This window comes from Polynucleobacter sp. 35-46-11, from assembly GCF_002281105.1.
This window is the reverse complement of sequence record NZ_NCFJ01000097.1, coordinates 1-7,016: the sequence shown is the minus strand read 5'-3', so window position 1 is coordinate 7,016 and position 7,016 is coordinate 1. Positions and strand designations below refer to the sequence as shown.

General features: G+C 44.1%; 11 protein-coding genes. 3 read left to right on the top strand and 8 right to left on the bottom strand.

The features are described from left to right. Nucleotides 1–116 precede the first annotated feature (116 nt). Genes B7Y67_RS08725 through B7Y67_RS08710 form a run of 4 tightly spaced genes read right to left on the bottom strand, consistent with a single transcriptional unit; the run spans nucleotide 117 to nucleotide 2,303 of the window. A complete protein-coding gene (locus tag B7Y67_RS08725; protein ID WP_293598309.1) occupies nucleotides 117–1,028 on the bottom strand; it encodes a ParA family protein in 912 nt (303 codons plus the stop codon). Between the two features lie 19 nt (nucleotides 1,029–1,047). Beyond that, entirely contained in the window at nucleotides 1,048–1,464 is a 417-nt protein-coding gene (locus tag B7Y67_RS08720; RefSeq protein ID WP_215302852.1) for a polymer-forming cytoskeletal protein, read from the bottom strand. Nucleotides 1,465–1,473: 9 nt separating this feature from the next. After that, nucleotides 1,474–1,944, bottom strand: coding sequence for a polymer-forming cytoskeletal protein (locus tag B7Y67_RS08715; protein ID WP_293598308.1), 471 nt, complete (start codon nucleotides 1,942–1,944; stop codon nucleotides 1,474–1,476). 20 nt (nucleotides 1,945–1,964) lie between these two features. Continuing rightward, nucleotides 1,965–2,303 carry a polymer-forming cytoskeletal protein gene (locus B7Y67_RS08710; RefSeq protein ID WP_215302848.1) on the bottom strand — a complete coding sequence of 113 codons (339 nt, stop codon included), beginning with the start codon at nucleotides 2,301–2,303 and terminating at the stop codon, nucleotides 1,965–1,967. A 128-nt stretch (nucleotides 2,304–2,431) separates the two neighbouring features. Between B7Y67_RS08710 and B7Y67_RS08705 the strand changes: the two genes are divergently transcribed. Then, nucleotides 2,432–2,866, top strand: coding sequence for a surface-adhesin E family protein (locus tag B7Y67_RS08705; protein ID WP_293598307.1), 435 nt, complete (start codon nucleotides 2,432–2,434; stop codon nucleotides 2,864–2,866). 24 nt (nucleotides 2,867–2,890) lie between these two features. Here B7Y67_RS08705 and B7Y67_RS08700 read toward each other — a convergent pair whose 3' ends face one another. After that, on the bottom strand, nucleotides 2,891–3,259 hold the full coding sequence (locus B7Y67_RS08700; RefSeq protein WP_293598306.1) for a hypothetical protein: 369 nt from the start codon (nucleotides 3,257–3,259) through the stop codon (nucleotides 2,891–2,893). Nucleotides 3,260–3,366: 107 nt separating this feature from the next. On the opposite strand from B7Y67_RS08700, the gene B7Y67_RS08695 reads away from it, so the two are divergent. Both B7Y67_RS08695 and B7Y67_RS08690 read left to right on the top strand, forming a co-directional pair. Beyond that, the gene (locus tag B7Y67_RS08695; RefSeq protein ID WP_215302842.1) at nucleotides 3,367–4,302 is read left to right on the top strand and encodes a M23 family metallopeptidase; all 936 of its coding nucleotides are present in this window, start codon (nucleotides 3,367–3,369) and stop codon (nucleotides 4,300–4,302) included. Nucleotides 4,303–4,405: 103 nt separating this feature from the next. Then, on the top strand, nucleotides 4,406–4,966 hold the full coding sequence (locus B7Y67_RS08690) for a hypothetical protein (RefSeq protein ID WP_293598305.1): 561 nt from the start codon (nucleotides 4,406–4,408) through the stop codon (nucleotides 4,964–4,966). Here the strand turns inward: B7Y67_RS08690 and B7Y67_RS08685 are convergent. From B7Y67_RS08685 to B7Y67_RS08675, 3 genes are all read right to left on the bottom strand, one after another. Then, nucleotides 4,963–6,096 (bottom strand): EscU/YscU/HrcU family type III secretion system export apparatus switch protein, encoded by a 1,134-nt coding sequence (locus B7Y67_RS08685; protein ID WP_215302839.1) that lies wholly within the window; start codon nucleotides 6,094–6,096, stop codon nucleotides 4,963–4,965. The genes B7Y67_RS08690 and B7Y67_RS08685 overlap by 4 nt on opposite strands. Before the next feature lie 66 nt (nucleotides 6,097–6,162). Then, entirely contained in the window at nucleotides 6,163–6,756 is a 594-nt protein-coding gene (locus tag B7Y67_RS08680; RefSeq protein ID WP_293598304.1) for a tetratricopeptide repeat protein, read from the bottom strand. Nucleotides 6,757–6,782: 26 nt separating this feature from the next. Continuing rightward, a partial coding sequence (locus B7Y67_RS08675) for a hypothetical protein (protein WP_293598303.1) occupies nucleotides 6,783–7,016 on the bottom strand: 234 nt, incomplete at its 5' end.

Sequence of the window (7,016 nt, the reverse complement as noted above, 5' to 3'; positions counted from 1 at the left end):
TTGGAGGATAAAGCTGCTTAACGGCAACCCTCACCCCATTTGTATCCTCAAAAATATCGTTTCGCTTCGGATCAGTCATCACAATTTTTGCTTTTAAGAATTATGGTTAAGAGTACTCATTCGGAGCGACGCAAAAATGCTGGAATAAATCGACCACCCTTCACGACCCCTGGGGTTGATTCAGGCGGGGTTTCTTGGGGGGCGTCACTCGCTGGCTTTGCAGCATAGCCCCCATAAATACCCAACTCACGCGCACGTACACGATAGTCATCCAATACGCTAACTTTCTTAACGATTTCGCGATTTAACGAGGTTCCCGATAAAGATAAAGTTTTCTTGATAGTCCTGCGTTCTTCAATTTTCTTAGCTAGGAACTTTCCAAAATTCGAAAAGTTTTCCGCAACCTTCTGATCGGAGCAGACACAAAGAAAATCCTCATATACATAGGCATCTAAATCTGGTGTCTGATGAATTGGTGGAGTGATGTAGCAGTTCATTAAGAACTCTAAATTGGTAAATGAGCCCAATGAGGCATAGCCAGGAACGACCTTGCTAGGAGCTACCAAAATGAATTGCTTATTAGCTGCTAAGCGCGCCATACGTTTTTGAGCGTACTCCAAAATAAAAATTTCGGTACTAGCCATCTCAAATTTAGCGCTAGAGCTCGGCACAATCACAATATCAAAATCTAGCATGAACTCATCAGACAGTGTGGGGTGCCATGTCAAATCAGAAATACTCACTTGCACTCCTGCCGAATATTTTCTGACCGCAGCGCGTGAGCTCAGCAATGCAATTCCGGAGTTCTCGTAATTGATTTCTGCACAGTGAACCCGAATGCCAACATCGGGCGCTTTTTTGGTCCAACGAGAAGATGAGGCCTGTCTATCGAAATCGATTAGAGAAACCTCGATACCCTGCTGCATAGCGAGATAAGCGGCTAGGTTAGCGGCAATCGTGCTTTTACCTACCCCACCTTTTTGGTTGGTCACCAGTATCTTAATAGCTTCATGATTTTGCATATTCATTTTTTACGCTATTTAAAATTTAAGTATTGTCTAAACCAACATTGGGTAAAAGATTGGCATCAGCAATCTTAGAAAGCTTGCCACTCAATCTAGCACCATGCTCAATTCCAATTTGGGCATATACGATATCGCCATGCACGTCAGCGCCACTATGCAACTCAACACGCTCTGAGGCATGCACATTGCCCTCCACGCGCCCTGCAACCAACACGCGTACACCAAATATATTGCCCTGTACTAAACCCGTTTTACCAAGCGCAATACAAACATCAGCGCCATACTTCGTCTCAACATCGCCAATGATTGTGCCGTCAATCCGCAAACTCTTGGTGGCAACAATCTTTCCGAAAATTTCTAAATCGGGGCCGATGATGGATCCAAAAGTTTCCCTTGATGGATCCAGCAGTCTGATTGCATGACTTTGTTTAAAGGCCATGTCACATTACTAGTTCTTGATGAACTTTCCAGACACCTTGCCACCGCGCTGAATATGAATGTATTTGTAACTAATCGTTCCATCAACATGCGCGAGAGGTCCAACATTCAGATCTTCGCAATTAACTTCGCCTTTCAACTGCCCTTTAATTACCAGTTGATCAGAATTTAATTCCCCATCAACCTGACCGCTAGCATCGATCAACACTGACTTTGCAGTAATTTTTCCACGCACAGTGCCCGCAATATTCAAGATACCATCTGAAGTAATCGTACCCTCAAAAGTAAAACCTTCGCTAATAATGGACGGCTTAGAAATACCAGGGCGACTTGAGGACTCATTGCGCACCGCCTCATAGGCTGATGTTGAAACCGCTACTGACTCTTCAACTGCAGCAGCATCAGAATAATTCTCAACTTGCTCATCAGCAATTTTGTCTTCACTGTTATCGGGTGTTGAGTTTTTAGAAAAAATAGACATCGTGATTTAGCTCAAAAAAATTAGGAATGTGGATTGAGATTATGTAGGTCGCCATGTAAATGGCCGCCTTTTTCAATTTCAATTTCGGAGTAATGAATAGATCCAGTTACTTTTCCAGTGGAGCGAATAATTAGGCTACGTGTTGAGGATACAAACTCATTCGCTTCGCCACGGATATCAATAGACTCTCCGGAGAGTTTTCCATGCACGACACCAGTTGCCTCGATGAGGATTTGCTTGGCAGTCAATTCACCTTCTACTACTCCAGAAATGGAAGCAATATCGGGAACCTCAAAATTTCCTTTGAGAACCACGCCCTCGCCAACGAATAAACAACCTAGTTGATTTACTTCAGCCATACTTAGCACTCCTTAGCGCGCATTATCATTAATAAAGATTTAGGCAATTCTATCAGCTGAACGCTACTTTTGGGCTTTAAAATGCACTATTTGCTAATAAATTCATTATTTCTAACTCGATTATATAAATGCCAGTAATTCTCAAAAAATCAGTATTTATTTGCTTAACGGTTTTTTTAATAAATCCACTTAATCCGTTGTGGGCAAAGTGGGTTTTTATCTCCAATGACAACGTCGGCAATGCCTATTACTACGAAGACACCAAGACTGTCAGGGATAGCGCAGCCAGTGAGGTCAGCACTTGGCAGCTTATTAGCTACAACGAAGCGTTGACCGCGCCCAATGGCGCCCTAACGCAGTCAGTAATTCAAGATATATCGTATTTTTGCAAAACCGGTTACGAGAGCTATAAACAGTTTTACATAGGGTATTACTCCGGATCCGGTGGATCCGGCGTCAGCGTCGAACAACTCGATACCTCGGGCTCACAATGGGACAGGGTCATTCCAGATACGATGAGCTATGTGCTCTATCAATTTTTTTGCGTCCCCCCAAGCCCATAAAAAAGCCACCACTTAGTCTGCAACTTACTGTTTCACATCCGATCCCTGCTCAGTTTTGCCAGAATCGCTCGCAGATGGCTTCGCAAAGTAACTCATTGGGAAGGTGGACTCAGTGCCGTAAGGCCCTTTAATCCAGATTTGGTCGTTATAACGAACATAGCAACTGCGAGTCACAGACCCCAATGAATTAACGGAATACGAGAAGTACCAATTAGGCTCTATCCGCCCATTTTCAGCAGTACAAGGCTCAGTAGTTATGTACAAAACATCACCATGTGCGGGCATTTGACCAATAATGGCGGCACCGCCTTGGACTGCAACCAGGCAAAGGGCAGAAAATATCCAAAACTTGAATGCAAGAATCTGCTTTTGGGTGCGTTTTAAAGTGATCACAGGCCTGTATTTGCGGTTAAAATTGGGGGTGGTTCAAGAATTATAAGTCTAAAAATTAAACACGCTGGACATTTAGTCCAGATAAATCAAATACTTATACTTGGTATATGCAACTATTTTGGGTATCAGGCTCTACCGGAGCCATAAAGCAGATCAACATTACTAAAGAGCGTCTTGTTCGTTTAGCGATGATTGTTTGCGGCTCATTTTTGTTGCTCGGTATTTTGATTTTTTCAACCGGTATCCATATTGCCCTAGAAGTGAACCCCGACTTTGCTAGGGAAGTGAGCGGGGTCGTGACCGTCAAAGAACGAATGGCTTTGGATCAACGATATACAAAACAACTGAAAAGTATTCAGGATCAACTCGCAACAGCCTCCCTACACTTCAATGAATTGAAGTCTATTAAAGACCGCTACCTAGCTATTTCGACACCCTATACCGTAAAAAATAAATTCGTCGAGCCATCAAATTTGGGTGGCCCACTAAAGCCTTTGAGCTTCAAATTTGAGCCCACTAAGTCGCTAGCAGAAAACCTAGAGGAGTCAGTTAGCAAGGCTACCGAAATGGCAGAGATTTTTACCAAGCTAGAGCCTGAATGGGAAAAGCAATACCAATGGCTACGTACCTTGCCGATTGGGCCCCCGATAGATGCTCGATTAGGTATGACTAGTAATTTTGGCGTGCGGGTAGATCCGTTTACAAAACAATTAGCTCAGCATTCTGGAATTGATTTCGTAACCCCTTCTGGCACGCCTATTGTTGCCGCTGGAGACGGTGTTGTTCTCAAAGCTGGGGTTGACCCGGCATATGGAAAATTTATTGAGATAGCGCATGGCGAAGGCTTTGTTTCAAAGTACGCTCACAATAGCAAACTCCACGTTCAGCCTGGCCAGAAGATTCTTCGTGGACAGCTCATTGCCGAATCAGGATCTACAGGTCGCTCAACGGGGCCTCACCTACACTATGAGATTCATCAAAACAAAAACTATCTCAACCCCGCAAAAATCTTAGTGTATGCACCACCAAGTGCTTACTGGTAAAGCATTTAAATCTAACAATGCTTAATACCGAAGAATCAAGATCGGGTATAGTAATTCCAGTGGTAGCTGTTTAATTCTCGCTTCATTTAGAAAGCTTATAGCCATGCGTTTACCTTCACTCAAATTATGGATAATTTGCGCCCTAGCAGTTCTTGCATCTGCATGCGGAAAAAATGAAGATCAAGTGAAGACCGAGATTTGGCTTCCTGACACCAAGGTTGTGAAACTCCCTATGGAAGAGTACGCAACAATCCCATTCAATACGACTCGGGAAGAGGCTAAGGATAAATTTACTTGTACCGCTTATGAACTATCTTTTAGCTGCAAAATTAAGGTTGATGGTAAAGAAGAGGCAATCTGGCTGATTTATAACGAGGCTGGTCGTCTAGTGCTCATGAAAAAAGAGCTGGGCTATTTCAATAAGGATGTAGCCGATACCATCATCGAGCGCTTCACCATCAAATACGGCCTTGACTACACCCCCTCAGAAGGGCAAGAGAGCGCATTTGCTGCTGGTATTCGTAAATCAAAAACCTATATTTTTGGTGGCGGTCAAGTCGCCTTTCAAATTGGTCGCAGCTTAAATAACCGCAATGAGCTCATGTTGGTTTACTACTTCCCAGAGGATGTCGGAACCACATTTGCTAAGAGCGTAATGAATTAAAGCAATGCTTTTCCTGGCTTAAGTACTTCGGGTATGAAGCTGACTTCTGGTATTTCACCCTCTACCCCTCCAGACTCTTTCACCTCATAAGCCCACGCCAATATTTTGGCAATTGCCTCAAATAAAGACATGGGTATTGCTTCACCAATTTCTAGCTGACTGTATAGGTAGCGAGCTAGCGGTGGAATTTGTGCAATAGGGACATCGTGCTCGCGTGCCACTTCCTGAATTCGTAAGGCAATTTGATCGGCCCCTTTTGCAATCACAATCGGCGCAGCCATTTTTTCGATATCGTAACGTAGTGCGACTGAGTAATGCTCTGGGTTAGCTAAAACAACATCAGCACGCTCGATAGCGGCCATCATGCGTGATGAAGCAATTTGTCTTTGCCGTTGACGTAAACGCTGCTTAATCTCTGGAGAGCCTTCTGACTCTTTCATCTCCTGCTTCATTTCTTCTGGGCTCATCCGGATTTGCTTACGGAAATTAAACCACTGCATCCATGCATCCCCTACAGCAATCAATAGTAGGGGAACCATTAGCAATAAGAAGCCATTGAGAATGAAGTAGCTTGTATGCAATAGCGCAGAATCAAAATCTTGACTAACAATCGTGCGAATGTAAACAAAGAGTCCCACCAAATACGTAATACCAATACCCAGAACAAGTGCCGTCTTTAAGATATTTTTAATTAATTCAGTCAGTGCATTTAGAGAAACCATTCGGCCAAGACCGGCGATAAAGTCTAGCCTGCCCATATCAAACTTCGGGGCAAAATAAGCACGAAAATTCACCAGAGAAAGTGGCGCTAATATGCCCACCAACCAGACAGGCAAAAAAACCAAAGACAGTAAACCTAGCACAACGAGTAAAGGGCCATTAAGCCATTCCTGAATGTGATCAAGTAACTTGATCGGCTCAGCAAAAACAAAACTCGATTTAGTCATCAGCACCAGCTGCTGAAGCAAAAGAGGGCCTATAGCAATTAAAAAGATAATAAAAACGGTTAGCAGAGCAAAGGTGGCAATATCCCTTGATTGCGGAAGTTGACCTTGTTCTCGAGCGCGTATGATTCTCCGCTCACTCGGTTCTAACTCTCTTTCCTGGGAACTATCACCAGATTCAGCCACCACACACTCCGTCTAGGCACTCAATGAAGTTTGAGGATAAACGATTTAGATCTGAATCCAGAAAGCTTATGGCAAGGTCTTTTTGATTTCCTGAATCATTCGATCAGCGCTAGCTAGCTCATCCGGGGATAGTCTGGCCTTGATAGCCTTCATTTCAGAGGCTGCAGCAGGGTTTCCGCTCTTATTGGACAGTGCCATCCAGACATAGGCTTTCACCAAATCCACAGGGGCCTGCTTTCCAGATTCATAGAAATGGGCTAAGTTGTACTGCCCCACTGGGCTTCCCGCTATCGCCGCCTTTTGAAACCAAAGAAAGGCCATTTCCTGACCATTTTCCAGGTTGGCGCTAGCCTGATAACGAACCCCCAACTCCAGCATCGCTTGGATATTGCCTTGTTCTGCAGCGCGATTAAGCCAGACCCAGCCCTGCTCTATATTTTTGGGGGTTCCGATACCCTGTAGATACATCTGGGATAAATCATATTGGGCTTGGTTATCGCCTGCTTGAGATAAGCGCTCAAAAATCTGAAATGCTTTGGTGTATTCACCAGCCTCATAAGCAGAACGGGCTCGCTGGTAATCAGAGCAAGCCAGTAAAAAGGTGCTGACCAATAGCAACAATGGCAAACGAATGATCGAATGCCATTGAATATTGCTCATCTCTAAGCCCTAGATCTCTCTATCAACTACTTTTTAGCAGGCGGCAGCTTATCTTTAGTTGGAGCCGCTTTCGGCTCCTCAGCATCCTCCGGATCCTCATCAGGATTGCCATCAGTATTCTTATTGATATTTAGGGCTGGTAACTGGGGTTCTACGCGATAACTCGCGCCCAAATCTCCGCCAATCATGCGCGCATATAAACCAAAGTAACGTCGTGTCAAATCTGGATAGTAAGGTGAACTAGCCAAATATCCCTTGCT